The 20,368-nt window shown below is 66.6% G+C and carries 12 protein-coding genes and 1 pseudogene; 5 read left to right on the top strand and 8 right to left on the bottom strand.

Going from position 1 to position 20,368, the window contains the following annotated elements; genetic code table 11:
- Nucleotides 1-331 precede the first annotated feature (331 nt).
- The 8 genes from ACFWZU_RS15820 to ACFWZU_RS15785 form a co-directional block, all read right to left on the bottom strand.
- Nucleotides 332-2,080, bottom strand: a complete 1,749-nt coding sequence (locus ACFWZU_RS15820; protein WP_439702483.1) for a M1 family metallopeptidase — start codon at nt 2,078-2,080, stop codon at nt 332-334.
- A gap of 88 nt (nt 2,081-2,168) precedes the next feature.
- Complete coding sequence (locus tag ACFWZU_RS15815) at nt 2,169-4,019, bottom strand: sulfotransferase (protein ID WP_439702482.1); 1,851 nt, start codon at nt 4,017-4,019, stop codon at nt 2,169-2,171.
- A 101-nt stretch (nt 4,020-4,120) separates the two neighbouring features.
- Complete coding sequence (locus ACFWZU_RS15810; RefSeq protein WP_439702481.1) at nt 4,121-6,934, bottom strand: TonB-dependent receptor domain-containing protein; 2,814 nt, start codon at nt 6,932-6,934, stop codon at nt 4,121-4,123.
- A gap of 269 nt (nt 6,935-7,203) precedes the next feature.
- Complete coding sequence (locus ACFWZU_RS15805) at nt 7,204-8,520, bottom strand: aspartyl/asparaginyl beta-hydroxylase domain-containing protein (RefSeq protein ID WP_439702480.1); 1,317 nt, start codon at nt 8,518-8,520, stop codon at nt 7,204-7,206.
- A gap of 304 nt (nt 8,521-8,824) precedes the next feature.
- Nucleotides 8,825-10,219 (bottom strand): leucyl aminopeptidase family protein, encoded by a 1,395-nt coding sequence (locus ACFWZU_RS15800; RefSeq protein ID WP_439702479.1) that lies wholly within the window; start codon nt 10,217-10,219, stop codon nt 8,825-8,827.
- A 300-nt stretch (nt 10,220-10,519) separates the two neighbouring features.
- Entirely contained in the window at nt 10,520-11,218 is a 699-nt protein-coding gene (locus ACFWZU_RS15795) for an HAD family hydrolase (protein ID WP_439702478.1), read from the bottom strand.
- A 15-nt stretch (nt 11,219-11,233) separates the two neighbouring features.
- The gene (locus ACFWZU_RS15790; protein WP_439702477.1) at nt 11,234-12,541 is read right to left on the bottom strand and encodes a LysM peptidoglycan-binding domain-containing protein; all 1,308 of its coding nucleotides are present in this window, start codon (nt 12,539-12,541) and stop codon (nt 11,234-11,236) included.
- Nucleotides 12,542-12,880: 339 nt separating this feature from the next.
- On the bottom strand, nt 12,881-14,251 hold the full coding sequence (locus ACFWZU_RS15785; protein ID WP_439702476.1) for a Do family serine endopeptidase: 1,371 nt from the start codon (nt 14,249-14,251) through the stop codon (nt 12,881-12,883).
- 375 nt (nt 14,252-14,626) lie between these two features.
- On the opposite strand from ACFWZU_RS15785, the gene ACFWZU_RS15780 reads away from it, so the two are divergent.
- The 5 genes and pseudogenes from ACFWZU_RS15780 to ACFWZU_RS15760 all read left to right on the top strand — a co-directional run.
- Complete coding sequence (locus tag ACFWZU_RS15780) at nt 14,627-16,777, top strand: adenosylcobalamin-dependent ribonucleoside-diphosphate reductase (RefSeq protein WP_439702475.1); 2,151 nt, start codon at nt 14,627-14,629, stop codon at nt 16,775-16,777.
- 46 nt (nt 16,778-16,823) lie between these two features.
- Entirely contained in the window at nt 16,824-17,423 is a 600-nt protein-coding gene (locus ACFWZU_RS15775) for a histone H1-like repetitive region-containing protein (protein ID WP_439702474.1), read from the top strand.
- Between the two features lie 257 nt (nt 17,424-17,680).
- Nucleotides 17,681-18,418 (top strand): TSCPD domain-containing protein, encoded by a 738-nt coding sequence (locus tag ACFWZU_RS15770; protein ID WP_439702473.1) that lies wholly within the window; start codon nt 17,681-17,683, stop codon nt 18,416-18,418.
- Nucleotides 18,419-18,491: 73 nt separating this feature from the next.
- Complete coding sequence (locus ACFWZU_RS15765) at nt 18,492-19,616, top strand: hypothetical protein (protein ID WP_439702472.1); 1,125 nt, start codon at nt 18,492-18,494, stop codon at nt 19,614-19,616.
- 552 nt (nt 19,617-20,168) lie between these two features.
- A pseudogene (locus ACFWZU_RS15760) lies at nt 20,169-20,240 on the top strand (transposase); the annotation flags it as partial.
- Between the last annotated feature and the right edge of the window lie 128 nt (nt 20,241-20,368).

The following is a 20,368-nucleotide window of genomic DNA, read 5'->3' as shown; positions in this document are numbered from 1 at the left end:
GTCGGTTCTGCCTTGCCATTGAACCCTCTCCCCTCCGGAGAGAGGGCAGGGTGAGGGGCCGGGGCTCGCGCGGAAGCTGATCGATGCGGGTGCGCTTTTTACCCATTGCTCCGTCAGCAGGGCCGAGGCCAGTGCGACCCCTCACCCCAACCCTCTCCCCGGAGGGGAGAGGGAGCTGGCCACTCGTAATCGGGTCAATACCCGCGGCCGTGCCTTTGAACCATCCTCCCCCTACGGGGAGGGCAGGGCGAGGGGCCGGTTCGCGGGGAAGCCGGTCGATACGCATGAAGGGAGACGGAGAGGATCGGGGCGTCCGCCCGACCCAACACCCTCAGTCCTTCTTTCCGGCTTTCTCCTTCGCCGCGGCTTTCTGCGCTTTCTCCCACGCCTGGAACGCCTCCACGTGCGGCATGTCCCGCAGCACCTTCGAGCGTGGGTCGACGATCATCAGGCTTCCCTCGGGCACCCTGAGCTCGCCAGTGCCGTCGGCCATTGGCAGCGTGTGCACGGCATGGCCGACCTGCACTTCGACCGGCATCGGGAACGGCTCGCCATGCCCGGTCACCCAGCGGAACCGGAGCGTGTCGCCGTGGCGCGTCGTTTCCAGCCTTGGCAGCTTCGCGTCGTACAGGTACACGTCGAAGAACCATTTCAGATCCTTGCCGGTCACCTGGTCGACGATGGCCATGTACTCCTTCGTGGTGGCGTAACGCGGCTTGAAGTTGCCGGGCTTCGGGTCCGCTCGCCCGTAGACCAGCCGCCGCACGCTCTCGAAGAACGCATCGTCGCCGATCAGCCCGCGCAGCGTGTGCAGCACCAGCGAGCCCTTGTAGTAGATGTCCAGGCCTGGCCCGGTCGTCCCGTCGTACACCCCTTCCTCGGTCTTGGGCTGGTCCGACACGATCGGCGAGGTGTTGGAGAGCTTCATCCGCTCGTCGTGCAGCATCGAGAAATACGGCATGTCGCCGTTGAGGTACTGCCCGTACAGCGGCTGCATGTAGGTACCGAAGCCCTCGTGCAGCCACATGTCGTCCCAGTTGCGGTTGGTCACCTGGTTGCCGAACCACTCGTGCGCGAACTCGTGCTGCAGCAGCCAGTCGAAGCCGTACTCGCTCTTCGGGTAGCCGTTGCCGTAGGCGTTGATGGTCTGGTGTTCCATCCCCAGGTGCGGCGTCTCCACCACACCCATCTTCTCGTCGCCGAACGGGTAGGGGCCGATTTCCTGCTCGAAGAAATCCAGCATCCGCGGGAACTCGCCGAACAGCGCCTTCGCACCCGCCTCGTGGCCGCGCAGATACCACAGCTCCATCGGGATCGTATTGCCGTAGCGGCTCCTGTAGTCGCCCTTGAGCTCCTCGAACGGACCCACGTTGATGGTGATCGCGTAGGTGTCCGGTTGCTTGATCCGCCAGTGCCACGTACGCGTGGCGCCGTTGTCCTTGATGCCGACCAGCACGCCGTTGCCCGGCGCGGCCAGCGCCTTGGGCACGGTTACCCAGGTGTCGACCAGGTCGGGCTCGCCGGTGGGCTGGTCGATGCACGGCCAGAACAGGTCGCAGCCCTCGCCCTCGACGGCGCTGGCGATCCACGGCTGGCCGTCGTCGGTATGGCTCCACACGAAGCCGCCGTCCCAGGGGGCGCGATTGGCGACGTGCGGCTGGCCAGCGTAGACGATGGTGGTGCTCACGCTGCCGCCCCTGGCCAGCGGCGTGGGAAGGCGGATGCGCAGGCGGCCGTCGGGATTGCTCCATGCACTGCCGGCCAGTGCCTTGCCGTCGACGGCGATGCTGCGGATCGGCAGGTTCTTGTCCAGGTCCAGCAGCAGCACGTCGGTGGGCGCGCGCGCGGTGAAGCGCAGCGTGGCCTCCCCGTCGAGATGGCGCCGTTCCGGGTCGATCGTGAAATGCAGGTCCGCGTGGTCGAAGTGCAGGCGCGCCTGCTCGGCGGGCATGGTGCCGCCGGAGTCGAGCGTCTGCGCGGTGAGCTTGGGCTGCTCGACGGTGGCCGGTTCGGCTGCGTTGGCGCTTGCGCTCAGGCCTAGCGCGACGCCTAGCGCCAGCAGGGACAGGCGTGGGTGCATGGGGCGGCTCCTTGGGGGTTTGATCAGCCAGCATGCCGCGTGCGCGGCTGCCGCGAGTAGGCCAGAAGTCACGCCGCCGGGCGGCGGCTCAAAGGGCGTAGCCGAGGCGGTCGATCAGCGGGCGCAGCAGCGGCAGCACCGGTTCGAACTGCGCGCGGTAGCCGTGCCAGCGGTTGACCGCCCGCGGGTGGATGCCCTGGGTGACCTGCGCATAGCTGGGCGTGCTGATGAAGCGCTTGCTCCGCGCGTGCTCGGCGAAGCGGGCCATCGGCAAGGCATCGTCGACCTCCAGGAAGGCACCGAGCCGCGCGAGGTGACCGTCCAGGTCCTCGACGGCCGATTCGTAGCGCCATTCGAACACCTGCGGCGCAAACACCTCCACCTGCCGGTACCACTGCTCGAACGCCTGCACGTAACCCCGCGCCAGGCGTTCCAGTGACGAACACAGGACCATGAACGCCGGCGAGCGGAACGGCTGCATGCTGCAGCTCAGCAGCACGTCGCACGGATGGCGCAGGCACAGGATGATCCGCGCCTGCGGGAACAGCCGCATGATCATCGGCAGGCACAGCATGTTGAGCGGATTCTTGTCGACCAGCCGGTGCTGCCCGAGGTCCGGCAACACGCGGCCGACCATACGGGCGTAGGCGGCGCGCAGCTGGTCGGTCTCCGCGCCGGTGAGGTTTGCCAGGTCGGCCGGGTAGTGCTGGCCGACCTGTTCCATGCGTTCGGTCAGCTCGTGGATGAAGGCGCGCTCGTCCATCGACCGGAAGTCCGGGTGGGCATCGAGCATCTGCTCCAGCAACGTGGTGCCCGAGCGCGGGAAGCCGACCACGAAGACCGGGCTCTGCCGGCTGTCCGGCGCGGGCAGCGGGCGCCAGCGCACGAGGGCCGTGCGATCGACCTCGGCCATCTGCAATGGCTGGCTGTCGGGCGCCAGCAGTTCGGGCAGCACGTCGCGCGCGGTGTCCAGTTGCGCCGCGTGGGCAGTCTGCAGTGCCTGCCAGGCCTGGTCGTGCAGCCCTTGCCGGTCGCATGCCGCGGCCAGCGCGAACGCCGCACTGGCGCGGGTTTCTTCATCGCCGGCCGACGCGAGCGCGCGACGGTACAGCGCTGCGGCGTCGGCGCAGGAGCCGGCACGCATGGCCAGCGCGGCGTGGGCGCGCCAGACATCCGCGCGCGCCGGATGGGCCTCCGGCGGCAACGCGTCGAGTGCGTCGAGCGGCAGCCGCTCCAGCTCCCGCCGCGCCTGCTCGAGCTGGTTGTTGCGCTCATGCAGCAGGACCCGCTGCGCGGCGATGCGCCACCGCAAGGACTCACCCGCCTGCCCGCCGGGCAACTGCGCCCGCGCCAGCGCAGCCAGCGCTGCCTCCAGATCGCCCTGCGCCGAGAGCATGGTCGACAGGACCAGGGCCTGTTCGCCCGGTTGTCCCGGCCAGTCGCCGGCGCCAGCCAGCATGGCCTCCTGCCCGGTGTTGTCCCCGCAGACGTAGCAGGCGAACGCGGCCTGCAGGCGTGCCTCGATCACCTCTGGCGCGCGGTCCACCGCGTCGAGCAGGATCTCCCGCGCGGAGGTCCAGCGCCGCTGCTGGATGTAGAGCAGGCCGCGGTTGTAGAGCACGTCGGCGTCGTCGGGCGCCAGCGACATCGCCGTCGACAGGGCCTGCTCGGCGGCGGGAAGGTCGCCGCTCAGCCGGCAGGCGACGCCCAGGTTGTTCCAGTAGGCCGAGACCTCCGGCCGCCGCTGCGCCAGTCGGCGGAACGTCGCCGCGGCGTGGCCGTAACGGCCGGTGGCCTGTTGCGCCAGCCCGAGCAGCAGCTCGATCCCCTCGTCCGCGGTGCCGCCGGCCTGGCTGGCAAGCGCGATCACGCGCTCCATGTCGCCGGCGTTGAACGCGCCGGCCATGGCGTTGGCGAGATCGGTGGTGGGGTGGGGCATGCGTCCTCGGGCGCGGTCGGCGAACCGCATTATGCAAGAGGGGCCGCGGAGCGATCCGCGGCCCCTCCCGGGTGCCAGTCAGTTTGCGCTGGCGTGGTGCGTCAGAACTTCACCGTCGCACGGACCCAGTAGTAGCGTCCGAGTACATCGTAGGTGGCGGTGTCGACGTTGTAGTTCGAACCGTTCTGGTAAAGCCGCGGCGGCTGCTTGTCCATGATGTTGTCCACGCCGATGTCGAACTTGGTGTGGATCGCCGGCACGTTGTAGCCCAGCTGGATCGAGTGGTACAGCACCGAGGCGACCGGGATGTTGACGCCGGCGATGGCGTAGTCGGCGTTGAGCGCGGTCAGGTGGTTGATGTAGCGCGACTGCCACTGCGCATTCCAGTTGCCCTTGCCCCAGTTGAGCGTGACCGTACCGCGCCAGCGCGAGATGTTGCCGAACTGCGGGGTATAGGTGCCGGCGTAATTGACCGACTCCGCCCCTGGCTCGCCCGGCGTGGCGTTGACGTTGTAGGTCGACGTGTAGCTGGTGTTGAGGCCCGCCCGGAAGTTGCCCGGGTCCATGCTCCCGACATTGAAGTGCGGAATCTTGTAGCGCAGCGTGTAGTCGATGCCGGAGGTGCTGAGCGTGCCCAGGTTCACCACCGGCGTGTTGATCAGGAACACCTGGCCCGGCTGGCGGCTGGTGTTGTCCTGGCGGGTGATGAACGAGCAGTACGGGCTGGCGTTGTTGTTGTAGCAGGAGTTGACGACCGTATCGGCCTGGATCGCGGTCAGCGTGTCGGACAGGTAGATGTGCCAGAAGTCGAGGCTGGTCGACAGGCCCGGCGCCCAGTCCGGGTCGTAGACCAGGCCGAAGTCGATCGACTTGCCCTTTTCCGGCTTCAACGTCGCGCCCACCGTGGAGGCACCGGAATAGAAGGTGTTCACCTGCGCCGGCGAGTTGCCGGCCCAGTTCACCGGAACAAACTGGCAGGCGGCCTGGTGCGCCGCCAGTTCCTCGGCGGTGCGTCCGACGCAGGGGTCGTTCAGCACCGGCTGGACCAGCGTGCGGCCGTCATACAGCTCGTTGAGGTTGGGCGCGCGGAACACCTGCGAAACCGTGCCGCGGACCAGCAAGGTATCGGTCGGGCGCCACTCGATCGCGATCTTGCCGTTGGTGGTCGTGCCGGTGGTGCTGTAGTTGGAGCTGCGTACGCCCAGGTCCAGGTACAGCGACTTGGCCCACGCCACGTCCGACACCAGCGGGATCAGCGTTTCGGCGAACACCTCCTTGACGTCATAGCTGCCGCGGCCAGGCGAGCCGCAGGCCTCCTGCAGGATCTGGCAGGTGGTGGTCACCGGGTTGAGCACCGCGAAGTCGCTCACGGTGTAGTTCATGAACTGCTTGCGGTACAACGCGCCGACCGACAACTGCACCGGCCCGGCAGGCAGGTCCCACAGCTCGCCGCTGGCATCGACCTGGGCCTGCTTGGTCGACTGGGTGAACACGTAGATCGGCGTCTTCACGCCGGAGCTCAGCACGTCGCCGGCATTGGCCTGATCGAAGATGTTCGCGCCGGCATCGACGGCGGCCTGCAACGAGGGAATGTCCACTTCGTTGGTGTCACGCTGGTCGCGCTTGGTGTGGCTGTAGTTGATCGACGCATCCCAGATCCAGCTGCTGGTCTGGCCGAAATTGCCGCGCAGCCCGGCGTTGATCTGCCCGGTGTTGGTGGTGTAGCTGTGCACGCGCGTGCCGGCACCGGTCAGGCGAGTCTGGAAGTTGTAGCCGCTGTTCGGATCGCCGGGGATCGCGTTCTGGCTGAACGTGATGCCGAACGGATTGATCGGGTTGTCGGCGGAGATGATCAGGCCGTCGCCCGTGCCGACCGGCGAGGGCGCGTCCTGTCCGCTGGACACCGTGTGGTTGTAGAACGCGTTGACGAACGCGGTCACGTTGTCGGTGACGTTGAAGTCCGCCAGGAAGAATCCGTTGGTGCGCTTCTGCGCGGTCTGGATGTAGTTGAGCGCGGCGTAGTTGTAGGTGTCGGAGGAGAGCCGGCAACGGTAGTCGCCCAGGCTCGATCCGTCGCCCGAGGCCAGCGTCACCTGGGCGGTGCCGGTGGCCGGATCGACGGCGCAGCCATACTGGGCGGCGACCGAGGCGGGCACCTGGATGCGGCCGGTCGGGATCGAGCTGGAGCCGGCCGCGACCACCGAACCGCTCGACAGGTACAGCTGCTGCCGGGAGAACTTGCGCCTGGCTGCGAGGGTCTCGTCGTACTTGTTGTAGTCGATGCCCGCGGCAATGCTGTAGCGCTCGCCGGTCATGCCGCCGGTCAGGTTGAAGCCGTGGCGCTTGGCGTCGCCGTGGCTGGAGATGCCGTCGTTCAGGCTGAACTGGACGCCCTTGAAGTCCTTGCGCAGGATGAAGTTGACCACGCCGCCGATGGCGTCGGAGCCATATACCGTGGAGGCGCCTTCGGCCAGCACGTCGACCCGCTCGATCATTTCCGGCGGGATCAGGTTGATGTCCGGGTTGGCCATGCGCTGGCCGTTGACCAGCACCAGCGTGCGGTTGTTGCCCAGGCCGCGCAGCGAGACGCGCGAGGCGCCGTCACCGGCTTCCAGCAACGGGCTGGCCACGCCGCCGCCGTTGCTGTTGTTCTGCGGGTTGGTGGCGTTGCCGGAGATGCTCGGCATCTGCTGCAGCACGTCGCCCAGCACGGGCTTGCCCGAGTTGCTGATGGTCGTGCGGTCCAGCGTCACCACCGGGCTGGCCGTCTCGGCGTCCACGCGGCGGATGAGCGAGCCGGTGACCTGGATCGACTCAAGGGTCTTTGCCTCCTTCTTGGAAGGAGCGTTCTGGTCCTGCGCAGCCTGCTCGGACGAGGTCGGATTGTCCGGCGTCGTCACCTGCGCTTGAGCCACCCCCGCTACCGAAAAAACACCCGCACTCAACGCAAGACGCACTGCCAAAGACAAGTGATTCAAGTCGTATTTCATGTGCACTCCCCGGTGAAGTAGATCCCTGCTTCCCCCGCTCTTTCGAGCGCGCCGAGTATGACAGCAACAACTGTTTAACAAGCAAGTGCCCCTGCCCTCAGTCATGGGTCGGGCAAACCCAGCCGTGTCAGGGGCTGGACGGTTGTCATGGCCAGTATTTTTCGGCCGTCTGGACGGCTGAGCCTGGTGCCGCGTCAGGACGGCTCGGCAGTCCGGTTGAAGTCGCCGATGGCGGCGACCAGGTCGGCGACCGCCATGCGTTCGATCTCGCTGAGATCGGGGTTCCAGCTGTCCAGGATCAGCACCACGCGGGTCTGGCCGCTGCGGTTCCATGCTTCGTGCTCGAAGGTGTCGTCGAAGGTCACGCAGCGGCCTTCTTCCCAGACATGGGTTTCGCCACCGACGCGCAAGGCGCACTCCGGCGGCACGATCAGCGGCAGGTGGGTGACCAGGCGGGTGTTGGTGACGCCGCGGTGCGGGAGGATGTGCGTGCCCGGGCGCAGCACCGAAAAAAGCGTCTCCGGCGCATGGTCGCGCACCCGTACCAGCGGCATGCTTTCCAGCAGCGCGCTGGTGTGCGGGCAGCGCGCGCAGTTCGCATCGTGCCGCACGCCGTGCCGGTAGAAGAAGAACGCATCCCAGGCGGCTTCCTGCGGGCCGGTCGCATCGAGCAATCGCGCGGCGACCGCCGCGGCCGAGGGCGCGCCCAGGAACGGCACGAACGGGTCGTCGGCCTCCGACAGCACGGCACGCAGTTCGCCGCGGATCGTATGGAAGGCAGCCTCCAGCCGCGCGTGTTCCGGGAAGCGCTCGCGCGGGTAGTAGGTCCGGCTGGGCACGCCGGGGAAATACAGGAAGAGCGGCCGCTGCCGTGGATCGGGCAGGGGCGCGGGCTGCTCGTTCAGATAGATGGCCAGGCACTGGTCGACGCGGGCCAGCTCCGCGCGCCCGTAGCGCTGGCGCAGCGGCTCGATCACCGCGTCGAACAGCTCGCGCCGGCCAGCCGCCACGTATTGGGTGGCGTGCTTGACCGCCTCGCGTACGCCCGGCGCAGTGGTGTCGTCGCTGAGCCAGCGGCCTTGCGCCTGGGCGGCGTTGATCGCGCCCAGGTAAGCGGTCATCGCCTCGTGCCGGCGCCCCTGTTGCTCGTACACCACGCCCAGCCGCAGGCGTGCGACGAACATGCCCGGTGCCAGCGCCAGACCTTCGCGCAGGCTGCCCTCGGCGCCGCGCAGGTCGCCGGCGATGACTTGCGCGGCACCCAACTGGTGCAGGATCGCCGCGTCCTCTGGCCGGGCATGATGCGCGATGCGCAACTGCTCGATCGCCCGTGCCGAGTCACCCCGCCCAAGATGGCACGAGGCGAGAAACTGCAGCGCGTCGGTGTCGTCGGGCCGGAGCTGGAGCAGGCGCGCGAAGGCCTGCTCGGCAAGCGCGAGGTCGCCCCGCTGCAGCGCGTCGCGCGCCTGCGCGCGGCAGGTGATGACGGTCGCCTCGGGCGGAGTGTCCATCGGTGCGCTCATGCGCGGAGCGTAGCGGACAACGAAGGTATCGGCGCGTGCGGTGGAACGTCGCCGTGCTGGTGGCGAGCGCGCTCACGCCGGCGTCTTCGGTCCCTTCGGGCATTTTCCCATGCAAGCGGGGAAGGACCGGTCGCGTCGCTGTCGAGGCAAACGACTGAACGACTGCTCGCGATGCCTGTCCCGAGCCTTCCCCCGCTTCGCGGGGGAAGGTGCCGACAGGCGGATGGGGGTTACCGGAGCGTGAGACCGCACATGCCGCGGGGCAACGACGCCCCCATGCGGGAGCAGCCGCTCAGTGCGCGTAACGCTGCTGCAGGAACGCAAACATCGCACGCACGCCCATCGCTTCGCCGCCGCGCGGCCGGCCGGGGCGGTCGGCGTCGTTCCAGGCGTAGGTGTCCAGGTGCAGCCAGGGCAGGCCGTCGGGCACGAAGCGCTCCAGGTAGAGCGCCGCCGTGATGGCGCCGGCATGCCGCGAGGCACCGGAGTTGGCGAAGTCGGCCACCGACGATTCGAGCATCTTGCGGTACGGCCGCCACAGCGGGAGGCGCCACAGCGGATCGCCCACCGCGCGGCCGGTCTCCAGCAGGGCGTCGGCCGCCGCGTCCTGGTTGGCGAACAGCACCGGCAGGTCCGGCCCCAGTGCCACGCGCGCCGCACCGGTCAGGGTGGCGAAGTCGAGCATCAGGTCCGGCTGCTGCTCGGCACCGTAGGCGATCGCGTCGCACAGGATCAGCCGGCCCTCGGCGTCGGTGTTGTCCACCTCCACCGTGTGGCCGGCACGCGTGGTGATCACCTCGCCCGGACGCATCGCGTTGCCGGCGATGGCGTTCTCCACTGCCGGGATCAGCAGGGTGAGGCGCACCGGCAGCTTCGCCTGCATCACCAGGCCGGCCAGCGCGATCGCGTGCGCGGCGCCGCCCATGTCCTTCTTCATGTTGCGCATGCCATCGGACGGCTTGATGTCCAGCCCGCCGGTGTCGAAGCACACGCCCTTGCCGATCACCACCAGTTTCGGGTCCGAGGCCTTGCCCCAGGTGAGCTCGAGCAGCCGCGGCGCGCGATGGCTGGCGCGGCCGACCGCGTGGATGGTCGGGAAGTTGGCCTTGAGCAGTTCGTCGCCGATCCACTCGCGCACCTTGGCCTTTTGCGCCTTGGCCAGCTGTTTCACTGCGTCGGCCAGTTGCGCCGGGCCCATGTCCTCGGTCGGCGTGTTGACCAGGTCGCGCACGCGCGCGGTGGCCTCGACCAGGGGCGCCACCGCGGCGAGCTCCGCGCCCGGCACGGCCAGCGTGGCCGGCGCGCGCGTGCCTTTGCGATAGCGCTCGAAACGGTAGGCGCCCAGCGCCCAGCCCAGCGCCGCCAGATGCGTGTCGGTCAGTACGCCGTGCTCGGCCAGGTGGTAGTTGCCCACCGGCAACGCGTACGGCAACCCGGCCAGGGCGGCCAGCGGCTCGGACGGATCGATCGCGACCAGCACGCGGGCGAGCTTGCCGCCGGCATCGGGCAGCAGGGCGAAGCGCCCGGGGCGGGGTTCGAAGCCGGTCTGTTCCAGCCAGCGTTGCTGGGTGGCGTCCAGGCGCTTGAGGGCGTCCTTGTAGCGCGCGCTGTCGACGGTCTCGATGGCGGTGCCCTGGGCCTTGCCGGCCTTGCGTTCGGTCAGGGCGGACGTGGAGCGCTCCGGCATGGCTTCGTGCCTCGTGGCTTACGGCGAGTCGGACATGATGCGCCGATGCGGCGGATATGCCAAACCAAGGCAAGGAAGCCGCGGCGGTGCGCGTCCGGGCACGCCAGCATGTCGGGAATCGCCCCGGCAGGAGCGCGCCTGCGCGCGAGCGGGAGCCATGGCGGTCGCGCACAGGTGCGCTCCTACAAGAGGGTTCGCTGTATGCAGCCCAATGCAGGAAGCGGCTTGCGCGATCTTGGGCCCTCCCGCCGGGGAGAGGGTCGGGTGAGGGGTCGGGGCGCGCGAAGGAAGCCAGCGACGCTAGGACTCCTGGCTGCGCTCCAGCCAGTCCGCCAGCGCACCCATGTCGGGAAGATCCAGGTCCGGCGGTGCCCCGAGCCCATCCGGCCAGGGGCGGCGTTCGCGGTTGATCCATGCCGTGCGCAACCCCGCCTCGCGCGCGCCGCGCATGTCCAGGTCGGCGTCGTCACCGACATGCAGGATGTGCTCCGGCGCCACGCCGAGCCGTCCGGCGGCGACCTGGAAGATCCGCACGTCCGGCTTGCCCACGCCGGTGTCCCGCGCGCAGACCTGGCAATGGAAGTGCGCGTGGATGCCGATCCGCTCCAGGTCCGCGTTGCCGTTGGTCAGGCTCGCCACCGGCCAGCGCGCGGTGATGCGTTCCAGCGCCGGCAGCGCGTCGGAGTAGAGCTCCACGCGGTTGCGCGCGGCGAAGTAGACCTCCCACAGCGCCTCGATCGGTACCTCGTCCATCCCGCAGGCCTCGAAGGCACGCCGCATGGTGAGGTGGCGCTGGGTGGTGAAGTCATGCGCCAGGTCCAGCCGTTCGGCGGCGACCTGCGCGCGCAACTGGCGCATCGCCGGGATCGGCCAGCGCGTGGCGACCTCCGGATGGTGCGTGCGCAGGTAGGCGTCCAGCTCGCGGTCGGCGCATTCCAGCGCCGGCAGTACCGGCCACAGGGTGTCGTCCAGGTCCAGCGTCAGCGCGAGGATGCGCACGCGCGCACCCGTCGCTCAGCGCTCGCCGAGGCGCAGCACCTGGCCAGCCTTCAGCTCGTTGCCCTTGAGGTGGTTCCAGGCGCGCAGGTCGGCCACGTCGACCGAGTGCGAGCGCGCGATCGAGGACAGCGTGTCGCCCTTGGCGACCTTGTAGGTGCGCGGCTTGACGGCAGTGGACTTGACCGTCGCGCTGGCGGTGACCCTGGCGAACGCCGGGCCGCGCGCGGCGGCGGCATCGACCGTGGTGGCCTCGCCGCTCACGCCCTTCAGGCTGGCCTTCTCGGCGGCCTTGGCGCGGCGTTCTTCCAGAGCGCGCTTGGCCTCGGCCGTGCGCTCGGAGGTCGGCGCGATCGCGGCGCGCGAGGCGTAGGTGGCACCCGGTGCGGCGACCGGCGGCGCGGCGGCAGGCGCCGAGGGCTGCTGCTGCGGTACGGCATGCGCCCCCACCGCGGCGAGGATCTGCGCGCGGCGCGAGGCATCGGCGGCGGCCAGCGCGCTGCCGGCGTTATAGGGCACCGCATCGTCGCGGCGCACCACCGCCGCGGCCTTGTCGCCCGTGGCGAAATCGACGAACGCCTTGGCCTCGGCGGCGTGCGGGCTGCCCGGGTTGGTCACCAGATAGAGCGGGGAATAGAGCTTGTAGCTGCCGCTGGCGACGGTGGCTACGCTGGGGGCGGTGCCGTCGATGCGGATCATCTTGACCTTGTGGTTGTCGGCCACGCGCGAGAGCGTGGTCACGCCGATCGCCTTCGGATCGAGCGTCACCGCCTCTTCCAGCTTGGCGGTGTTGACGTACAGGCGCGGCGCCGCCACCGGCTGGTTGCCGCGCCCGAACAGCAGCTTGCGCAGGCTGAACTCGACGCCGTCGCCGGGGCTCGCCACCGCGTAGACATGCATCGGTTCGCTGCGGCCGCCGACCTCGTTCCAGCTGGTGATCTTGCCGTAATAGATGTCGTGCAACTGCTTGAGGGTGAGGTTGCTGACCGGGTTGCTCGGGTGGGTGATCATCACCAGCCCGTCCCACGCCACCGGCGTGAACACCAGCCCCGATTCCTGCGCGCTGCCGTTGCCCGCGCGTGCACTGCCGGCGATGTCGGCGCTGCCGCTGCGCAGCGCATCCAGGCCCGAGGCGGTGTTGAACGGCTGCACCTCGACCTTGCCGCCGCCGCTCCTGGCCCAGGCGGTGGCCAGGTCCTGCACCAGGCCACGCGTGGTGGCCACGTCGCCGCGAAGGGTCAGGGTGGGCCCGGCGGCGAGTGCGACCGTGGTGAGGCAGGCACCCAGCAGGGCGGCGACGGACAGGCGAACGGGACGGACGGGCATGACTTCGGACGACCTACGGCTTCGATGAGTGGCGTGAGCGTGCCGTGTAGAAGGCACGCGCGCAGTGATGGGAGTCCGGTATTTCATCGGTCCCATCGCCAAACATCAAGCACGGTCACAGGCTGGCGTTAAGCAAAGGCGGAGTAGGGGCGTGGTTCGCTCCCTCTCCCCGCCGGGGAGAGGGCTGGGGTGAGGGGCCGGGGCCCCGGGGCCAGCGATGATGTACGCGCTGAGCCGAGCAAAAAGCCCCGGTCGCTTGCCCGAACACTCTTTGCGCAAGAGCGACCCCTCACCCCAACCCTCTCCCCGGCGGAGAGAGGGAGCCGGGTCGGCGTTGTGTCAATCCATCGGCACGTACTGCACGCCGCCGTCGCTATCGACCACCAGCACCAACTGGCGAGGCTGCATCGCGATCAACCCGCGCAACTCGCGCAGGCTCGTTACGCGCCGGTTGTTCACACCGATGACGATGTCGCCTTCGGCCAGCCCAACGCGATCGGCGCGACTGCCCGCCTGCACCGCCGTGACCGCCACGCCGGCGACGCCCTGCCCGCGCTGGGCCATCGACAACTCGCTGAAACGCACGCCCGCCAGCCGCTGATCCAGCGTGGCCCCGTCGACGCTGGCGAGCTTCTCCGGCGTCAGTGTCGCCTGCACCTGGCGCGCCTCGCCGTTGCGGGTGAGCTTCAGCGTGACCTGGCTGCCCAGCGGCAGCAGGCCTTCGGCGTTGCGCAGTTCGTCGCTGTCGTGCAGCGGCTTGCCGTCGATCGCCTGCAGCACGTCGCCCGGCGCGAGGCCCGCGTGCGCGGCGGCCGAGTCGGGCGCGACGCGGGTCACCACCACGCCCTGGCGGGTCGACAGGTTCAGCAGCCTGGCGATGCGCGGGGTGATGTCCTGCGTCTGCACGCCCAGGCTCCCGCGCACCACCTTGCCGTGGGCGATCAACTGCCGCATCACCTGCGTGGTGAGGTCGCTGGGGATGGCGAAGCCGATGCCCACGTTACCGCCCGAGGGCGAGAGGATCATGGTGTTGATGCCGACCAGCTCGCCATTGAGATTGACCAGTGCGCCGCCCGAATTGCCCGGGTTGATCGACGCATCGGTCTGGATGAAGTTCTGGTAGCCCGAGCCGCCCAGGCCCGAGCGACCCAGCGCCGAGACGATGCCCGAGGTCACCGTCTGTCCCAGCCCGAACGGATCGCCCACCGCCACCACGAAGTCGCCCACGCGCAGGTTCGACGAGTCGGCCACCGGCAGCGCCTTGAGATTCTTGGCCGGGATCTGCACCACCGCCACGTCGGTGTCCGGATCGGTGCCGATCAGCTTGCCCTTGAACGTGCGCCCGTCCTGCAGCGTCACGGTGATGTCGTCCGCGCCGCCGACCACGTGGTTGTTGGTGAGCACGTAGCCCTTGGCCGCATCCACGATCACCCCCGAGCCCAGGCTCTGCTCCACGCGCTCGCGCGGCGAGGAGGGCAGGCCGAAGAACTGGCGGAAGATCGGATCGTCGAAATACGGATCGCGCACCGCCACCCGCGTCCGGGTCGAGATGTTCACCACCGCCGGCGTCACCTTCTGGAGCATCGGCGCCAGCGACGGCAGCGGCTGGCCGGACACGCTCGCGGGCAACGCGGCGCGGCTGGCGACGGGCCAGCCCAGCAGCAGCGTGCTGCACAGGACGAGGGCGGACGAAAGGCGACGGGCGCTCATGCAGATCTCCTTGAAGAAAAACGTACCCGACCTGCGACTGTAAACCTGGCATCCGGGTTCCACGGTGACGACCACGCGACGCCCGAGCGGCGCCAGGGCGCGTAGTCCGTGGACCACTGAAATTTCTGTTGACGCCTACGCAACCCGGCGATACCGTTCATGCCCGGTCGCACCACAACATCTTGTGTGAGTCGTTCGGGCTCCCACCCAAGTGCTGTGTCGATGCGGCAACCTCGGGGGAGGGCGCCGCAAGGCCGGATCTTCAAGGAAAACGCACGCGCTCCGCCTCGCCAGGCCTCGAAGGCACCGGCGGCGCAGCGACGGCGTTGGTCAAAACAAACAGATGGGTCGCAAGGCCGGGAGTCAGACAATCCGATGAGCACGATGCGTGCACCACTCGCCGCCAACCGTGAAGCCACGGCCATCCCGCTGCAGCCGGCCTCCTACGACATCTGGGACAAGAAATACCGACTGCGCACCAAGTCGGGCGAGCCGGTGGACGGCACCATCGACGAGACCTGGCAGCGCGTCGCGCGCGCCCTGTCCGACGTCGAGGTGACCGAGGAGCTGCGCGCGCACTGGTACGAGCGCTTCCTGTGGGCGCTGCGCCGCGGCGCGATCCCGGCCGGCCGCATCACCTCCAACGCCGGCGCGCTGGAGCACAAGCCGGCGACCTCCACGATCAACTGCACCGTGTCCGGCACCATCCGCGACTCGATGGACGACATCCTGGAGAAGGTCCACGAGGCGGGCCTGACGCTGAAGGCCGGCTGCGGCATCGGCTATGAATTCTCCACGCTGCGCCCGCGTGGCGCGTACGTGTCCGGCGCCGGCGCCTACACCTCCGGCCCGCTGTCCTTCATGGACATCTACGACAAGATGTGTTTCACCGTGTCCTCCGCCGGCGGCCGCCGCGGCGCACAGATGGGCACGTTCGACATCTCGCATCCGGACGCCAAGGAATTCATCCGCGCCAAGCGCGAGGACGGCCGGCTGCGCCAGTTCAACCTCTCCCTGCTGATCACCGACGCCTTCATGCAGGCGGTCGAGCACGACCAGGACTGGCCGCTGGTGTTCCCGGTGCACGTCAAGGAGCGCGAGGAGATCGACCTTACCGACCCGACCAAGGTGGTCTGGCGCGAGTGGCCCACCCACGAGAACTACGTCGACCGCGAGGACGGCCTGGTCGCCTGCAAGATCTACGGCCACATCCGCGCGCGGCACCTGTGGGACATGATCATGGTCTCGACGTACGACTACGCCGAGCCCGGGTTCATCCTGATCGACAAGGTCAACGAGATGAACAACAACTGGTGGTGCGAGCACATCCGCGCCACCAACCCCTGCGGCGAGCAGCCACTGCCGCCGTACGGCTCCTGCCTGCTCGGCTCGATCAACCTGACCACCTTCGTGCGCGACCCGTTCGGCCCGAAGGCCCGCTTCGACTGGGACGAGTACCGCGACGTGGTCAAGGTGTTCACCCGCATGCTCGACAACGTGGTCGAGATCAACGGCCTGCCGCTGGAGCAGCAGCGCAACGAGATCATGTCCAAGCGCCGCCATGGCATGGGCTTCCTCGGCCTGGGCTCGACCCTGACCATGCTCAAGATGCGCTACGGCTCCGAACAGGCGGTGTCCTTCACCGAGGACGTCTCGCGCGAGATGGCCGTGGCCGGCTGGGAAGTCGCGCTCGACCTGGCCAAGGAAAAGGGCCCGGCCCCGGTGCTGGCGCGCGACTACACCGTCACCGGCGACATGCTGCGCAAGCGCCCGGAAATGGCGAAGGACGGCTACAAGATCGGCGACACCATCCGCGGCAGCGTGCTGCACGCGAAGTACAGCCGCTACATGCAGCGCATCGCCACCGTCGCGCCGAACCTGGTCGAGCAACTCGCCGAGACCGGCGCGCGCTTCACCCACCACAGCTCGATCGCGCCGACCGGCACCATCTCGCTGTCGCTGGCCAACAACGCCTCCAACGGCATCGAGCCCAGCTTCGCCCACCACTACTCGCGCAACGTGATCCGCGAGGGCAAGAAGTCCAAGGAAAAGGTCGAGGTCTACAGCTACGAGCTGCTCGCCTACCGCGCCCTCATCAACGCCGACGCGCTGCCGTTCACCGACGAGGCGGCCAACAAGCTGCCGGAATACTTCGTGGCTGCCGACGACATCAGCCCGAAGGAGCACGTGGACATCCAGGCCGCCTCGCAGAAGTGGATCGACTCGTCCATTTCCAAGACCGCCAACGTCCCTACCGACTACCCCTACGAAGACTTCAAGGACATCTACTTCTACGCCTACAAGCAGGGCCTGAAGGGGTGCACGACCTTCCGCTTCAACCCCGCCGCGTTCCAGGGCGTGCTGGTCAAGGAAACCGACCTTGCCAACACCCTCTACCGCTTTGAATTGGAAGACGGTAGCGTTATCGAACTGAAGGGTAATGAGCAGGTGGAATATGACGGCGAAATGCACACCGCCGCCAACCTGTTCGATGCCCTGAAGGAAGGCTATTACGGCAAGTTCTAGCCAACGCAGGTCTCACACAAAAACCTAAGTCGGAGGGGAAGACCAGATGTCCATCGATACCGAAACCGAAGCGCAGAACAGTTCCATGCCGTCCACGGGCGACACGCCGGCCGCTGCGCCGATGGGCTCGCCCGCTCCGCAGACCCCGGCACCGGCCAAGAAGGCTGCGCCGAAGAAGTCCTCGGCCAAGAAGGCGGCGCCGAAGAAGGCCGCTGCCAAGAAGGCTGCGCCGAAGAAGGCCGCGGCCAAGAAGGCAGCTCCGAAGAAGGCCGCGGCCAAGAAGGCAGCTCCGAAGAAGGCTGCCGCCAAGAAGGCTGCTGCCAAGAAGGCTGCTCCGAAGAAGGCTGCTCCGAAGAAGGCTGCTCCGAAGAAGGCTGCTGCCAAGAAGGTCGCTCCGAAGAAGGCTGCCGCCAAGAAGGCGGCTCCGAAGAAGGCCGCCGCCAAGAAGGGCGCTTCGAAGAAGGCGGTCGCCAAGAAGGCACCGGCCAGGAAGGTCAGCAGCAAGAAGACGGCCATGAAGAAGGCCGCTCCCAAGAAGGCGGCAGGGAAGAAGTCCGCCAGCAAGAAGACCGTCGCCAAGTCGACGGTCAAGCGGTCCACTGCCAGCAAGAAGGCGGCGCCGAAGAAGGCTGCCCGCCGCAAGTAAGCCGTACCGATTCCGGCCCGGGTTCGCCCGGGCCGGCGTCTTCCGCACCACCCGCGCGCCGCGCGCACCGCCCTCCCGCCAGGGACCGCGAACCGAAAGCCACCACCGCGCGTGCTGCCTTCCCGCACAAGCGGAAATCCATTTGCTCCTGCCCTTGGATGGGCCGCCCCAGATGGATTCCCCCTTCTGCGAGCTTCAACGCCTCGCCCAACCACCGGCCGCCCGTCGACGGCCCGCCAGAGAAAGAGAAAACACCCATGACGATCAAGATCGAAAAGAAGATCAAGGGCTACCAGGTCGTCAAGCCCGAAGACAAGGCCGCCCCGGTCGCCGCCGCGCAGCCGGAGAAGAAGGCCGCCGAGCCGCGCCAGGCCGAAATCATCCAGATGCACGAGAGCGTCGAGCGCCCCGAGTCGCTCGTCGGCTCGACCTTCAAGATCAAGTCGCCGCTCTTCGAGCACGCGCTCTACGTCACCATCAACGACATCGTGCTCAACCAGGGCACCCCGCACGAACAGCGCCGCCCCTTCGAGATCTTCATCAACTCGAAGAACATGGACCACTTCCAGTGGATCGTGGCGCTCACCCGCATCCTCTCGGCCGTGTTCCGCAAGGGCGGCGATGTGACCTTCCTGGTCGAGGAGATGAAGGCGGTGTTCGACCCGCGGGGCGGGTACTTCAAGGCCGGCGGCGTCTACATGCCGAGCATCGTGGCCGAGATCGGCGCGGTGATCGAGCAGCACATGAAGAACATCGGGCTCATCCATGATCCGGAGATGGATGAGGCGCAGAAGAAGCTGGTGGCTGAGAAGCGGGCGGCGTACGAGGCGGCTGCGGCGGGGAAGAAGGCGGCTGAGGCGGCCTCTAACACTGAAAGCAATGCCAGTGGGTTTCCGCCGGGGGCGACGCTTTGTGCGAAGTGCAATACACAGGCGCTGGTGCTGATGGATGGGTGCCAGACTTGTTTGAATTGTGGGTATTCGAAGTGCGGGTGAATGTCCACAGGGATTAATAACCACGCGGGCGGCTTCTGCCGCCCGTTTGCTTTCCGAGACACGGAGGTGACCAGTGGATATCAATAAGTTCGCTAAGATTGCCGAGTCGCTAAGACAATACAGGCGAGCCGAACTCAAGGACTTTGAAAAGGAAGTCGGATCGAAGCCTGTCGACCAACTCTATGTCGACCCGCTACCAGGCGAAGCAGTACTCCAATCCGTACTGTCGAGCAACACGACCTTCCTGCTAGGTCGCAAAGGCACTGGTAAAAGTACAGTGTTCGCGAAAGCGCAAGCGGCCCTTAGGCAGCGGCGTGACATTATTACCGTCTATATTGATGTTAAATCCCTTTACGACGTTTTAGACGCTAATGATGTCCCTGAGGACGAAATGAACTCCGTTGGTATATCCAGTGTCGCGTACCGAGCTCACATGCTCCGTAAGTTGATGCTTGGCAAAATGATAGCGGAGCTATTGAAGGAAATTAGCGCCAGTTGTGGTCGCTTAACACTACTGGATCGTTGGCGGGGAGCGAAGAAGCAATATGAAGAGCTACTGGAGTGCTTGCACCAGATTGCACAGAGGGCAAAGAACGCTAGGCTCGAAAAGCACGAAGTTCCCGTGCTACAGCGAATTACCAGCCAGCTAAGAAGTAGGCAACAGCAAGAACTAGCAAAGTCGGCAAGTGCGACGACCAAAGTTTCAGCTAAGTTGGGAGCACACTCGGCAGAAGTTGGTGCTGAGGCGGCCGGCTCCCTTACTGACTTTGATAGAACGTTGGATGACACTGATACATATAACGAATATTCGGATGTTGTCCTGAAGTCTTTTCCGTTCGCAGAGATCATCGACGAAATCCAAGTTCTCCTTAGTGAGTCTGGTCTAACTAGATTGGTCGCATTTTTTGATGACTTTTCTGAACTTCGCTTCGTTGACCAGCGATTATTCGTGGATGTCGTCCTGTCGCCCCTGAATAACTCGAGCAATGAGGCTGTCAAGCTGAAGATTGCGGGTTATCCAGGGCGGGTCTACTACGGAAAAATTGATCCTGGGAAGACGGATACGATTGGCCTGGATTTCGCGGATTTGTACGAGGCCGGCGAGGTGCAGGAGATGGAAAGATCCGCCTCGTCTTATGCGCTGCGCCTTCTTTCTCGAAGATTGCAACAATCGCCAATTCGATTGGATCGAGCATAATATCTCTATTAAGACGCTCGACCTCTTCCTTGAAATCCTCTGAAAGATTAACAACCTCGCAGATCCCCTCCATGCATTCGGGACACCGCCACTTAAAAAACTGGATGCTATCCTTTTTATCCATCGGGTGGCAGCACCCACAAACGCTACATCTTATCGTTTGATTGTGTGATAAAAACAGATGGACCGCGCGAGTGTACTCGAAACATCGCTGGACGAAGTAGTTTCGAAATTCCCTGCCCTCGGGATAGCCCCAATTCATTCGTTCGCTCTCGCACAACCCTAAAAAGAAAGCATAAACAACTACATCTTTCCCAGCCTTGTCCCTAGTGTTTTTGTAACGCGTGAGATAAAAGTTGGACTCGAGCGAAGCAAAAACTTCGCCCAAATCCTTGCTGACGGAGCGCGCCAGTCACCGTTCTGGTTAGGGCCGCGGCAGCGGCCCTTTTGCTGCCCAAACACTCGTCGGTTTCCGCGGTGGCCGCGACGTCCCCCCGCCTTTGAGTAGCACATCGGTTTGGAGTCCAATCCCCCATCCGAAGGAGATTGGACGTGAAGAAGCGCTTTTCCGAAGAGCAGATCATCGGCTTCCTGCGTGAGGCGGAAGCCGGCATGGCGGTCAAGGCGTAAGCTCCCCCGTTAGGCAGACATCTCGAAAGTAGAACTTTCTGGCATCGTTCCCGAGCCAGGAGGTTCCATGAAGAAGTCGAAGTTCACCGAGACGCAGATCGTCTCGATCCTCAAGCAGGCCG

The organism is Frateuria sp. GZRR33, assembly GCF_051900425.1.
GTDB lineage: Bacteria > Pseudomonadota > Gammaproteobacteria > Xanthomonadales > Rhodanobacteraceae > Frateuria_A.
Note: the sequence above shows the minus strand (reverse complement) of the source record. Positions and strands in the feature narration are given on the sequence as shown.

Coding starts and splice junctions, on each gene's coding strand:
- ACFWZU_RS15785 (WP_439702476.1), bottom strand. CDS start 14,251: ATGAGCGCCCGTCGCCTTTCGTCCGCCCTCGTCCTGTGCAGCACGCTG.
- ACFWZU_RS15800 (WP_439702479.1), bottom strand. CDS start 10,219: ATGCCGGAGCGCTCCACGTCCGCCCTGACCGAACGCAAGGCCGGCAAG.
- ACFWZU_RS15780 (WP_439702475.1), top strand. CDS start 14,627: ATGAGCACGATGCGTGCACCACTCGCCGCCAACCGTGAAGCCACGGCC.
- ACFWZU_RS15820 (WP_439702483.1), bottom strand. CDS start 2,080: ATGCACCCACGCCTGTCCCTGCTGGCGCTAGGCGTCGCGCTAGGCCTG.
- ACFWZU_RS15790 (WP_439702477.1), bottom strand. CDS start 12,541: ATGCCCGTCCGTCCCGTTCGCCTGTCCGTCGCCGCCCTGCTGGGTGCC.
- ACFWZU_RS15770 (WP_439702473.1), top strand. CDS start 17,681: ATGACGATCAAGATCGAAAAGAAGATCAAGGGCTACCAGGTCGTCAAG.
- ACFWZU_RS15805 (WP_439702480.1), bottom strand. CDS start 8,520: ATGGACACTCCGCCCGAGGCGACCGTCATCACCTGCCGCGCGCAGGCG.
- ACFWZU_RS15815 (WP_439702482.1), bottom strand. CDS start 4,019: ATGCCCCACCCCACCACCGATCTCGCCAACGCCATGGCCGGCGCGTTC.
- ACFWZU_RS15775 (WP_439702474.1), top strand. CDS start 16,824: ATGTCCATCGATACCGAAACCGAAGCGCAGAACAGTTCCATGCCGTCC.